This is a genomic window from Neobacillus sp. PVCKKU3, assembly GCF_058323225.1.
In genome coordinates, this window is record NZ_JBLVQN010000085.1 from 1 (window position 1) to 2134 (window position 2134).

The 2134-nt window shown below is 40.4% G+C and carries 1 protein-coding gene; it reads right to left on the minus strand.

Annotated elements, in window-relative coordinates:
• Positions 1-96 precede the first annotated feature (96 nt).
• Positions 97-1524, minus strand: coding sequence for a group II intron reverse transcriptase/maturase (gene ltrA, locus ACNQGS_RS28845; RefSeq protein WP_491490378.1), 1428 nt, complete (start codon positions 1522-1524; stop codon positions 97-99).
• Positions 1525-2134 lie beyond the last annotated feature (610 nt).

The window sequence follows — 2134 nt, forward strand, 5'->3', positions numbered from 1 at the left end:
AATAAAGTAGGGAAACCTCTCACGAGGCTTCCCCCTTATCAAACCGTACGTGCCCTATTAAGGCATACGGCTTACCAACGTGTTACATTGAATGCTTTATTTACCCTGTACACAGTTTAGTTTGCGAACTCTCTCGGGTGTAAAGTATTCTTCTCCCCGTTCTTTTGCAGTTTTAAGAGCCCTTTTGTACCTGTTTTCGTGTTTTCTTTTCATATATTGGACATAATCTTCTAATGTGTAACCAAATTGTTTCCCATAATAATATTGGAAAGCTGGAACGAGCCCTATCTTTGCAAAATACCCAATTCCCCATTTTGTGGTCATCCTTTGACCTTTCTTTTGGCTTGGATGGTCGTGTATCATTGCTACCCTTAGCCTTCTTCTGGTGTAGCTATCAATGGCAAGTAACTCATTCTTGAAGACATTAAAGAAACATGAAAATTCCCTATCGTACTTTTTATTTTCATTTATCGCATTCCAAAGGGTTAGAAAGTAGTTTACTTTCCCACGTATCACTTGGTTCACACGTTCAACCCAGACTTCTTTGCTGAAGGTTAGGGATTTCTTTGTCTTATCCTTTATCTTTTGGCGAAAATCCTTCCATGTGGAATCCTTTGGTTTAGCTAAGTAATATGGTTTTCCGTCTTTCTTTCTTTTTCTCCAATGTCCGAATGTAAATCCAAGAAAATCAAAATCATCGTGGTTAAAATCTACGATTTTGGTTTTCTCAACGGATATTTCGAGTCCTAGTTCTGCAAGTTTTTGTTTTGTAATTGACTCTGCTCGTACAATATCATCTTTTGTTTTGGCAAATAAAAGAAAGTCGTCGGCATATCTGACGAAACGAATTCCATGTGCTTCAAGTTCCCAGTCTAACTCGCTAAGAAAGAGATTCGCAAGTAATGGCGAGATGACACCCCCCTGTGGAGTACCCGCCTCAACTGTATAATATTTTCCTTCTTCCATGTAGCCAGCTTTAAGCCATTTCCAGATTAAGTCGAGTACGGTTCCATCTGTAATATATTTGTTAAGTATTCTCATCAACCTCTTATGAGGTATATTGTCAAAGAACCCCTTAATATCGCAATCGTAAATAAAGTTGAAACCACTCTCAATGTTCCATGTAATGATTTGCATTACTCTTTTTGCACCAAGATTGGGGCGGTAGCCACAAGACCATTTGTGGAAAATGAGTTCTTCACATTTGGGTTCTAGGACATTAACCACAGCTTGTTGGACTATACGGTCTTCAATATTTGGAATTCCCAGTGGACGAAGTTTTCCATTCTTTTTGGGAATGTACTTTCTTCGTACAGGTGAGGGTTTATACTCCTTCAACCTTAGTTTTTGAAGTAACTTGCGGAGATTTTCATCTTCGTTACTTTCGTAACTTTGTACCGTTTCTCCGTCTATTCCTCCTGCTCCATTATTGTTTTTGACTTTTTCCCAAGCTGTTTTAAGTTTTCTGTCGAAAAGAATCTGTCCATATATACTGTGCCATTTGAACTTTAGTTCTTGATTCAATGCTTATTCCACACCTTTCATTGTGCACATCCAGTTCGTTTTTACCTAGGTAACGTGTTCTGTTGACATTGCACACTTTTATAAATGTAGAGCCACGAGGTCGCTCCCCCTTCCGTTCAGATTGCGTTTGGTCCCAATCCTACTTCCGTACTATGAGGGCGTCTGACTTCTCCACTTGTATTGATAACTTCGGATTTTCCTTATATATCAACACCTAAAGTTAAAGCGGAGACCTCACGGGGTCACCGCACTTTCCTTCTGAACATACCCAGCACCATCACTTGATAAGCTCTTCTTAGTCGACTGGTTCTTTGGCTAAGAAGCATTATTCTTTGGACTTCCCGTTATATTCGCACGGTCGTCAACTTATCCAGCCGTTTTGTACTTCACGCTTTCGCATTTGGGTCTGCTCATCCGACTACGGGTCTCTCGATTTTCCGCATCTCCTTCAGACATTACCTCACGGTAATGCCCTAGATTAGTCTTCGTAGGTTATACCAGTATCCCTACGGGAGGACTTTCACCCCCGAGAGAAGATACCTTCCAGGATTCGGGGCTTGTTATTACCGAAGTAACATCGCCCAACCTTTAACAGTAAATTCATGCTTGT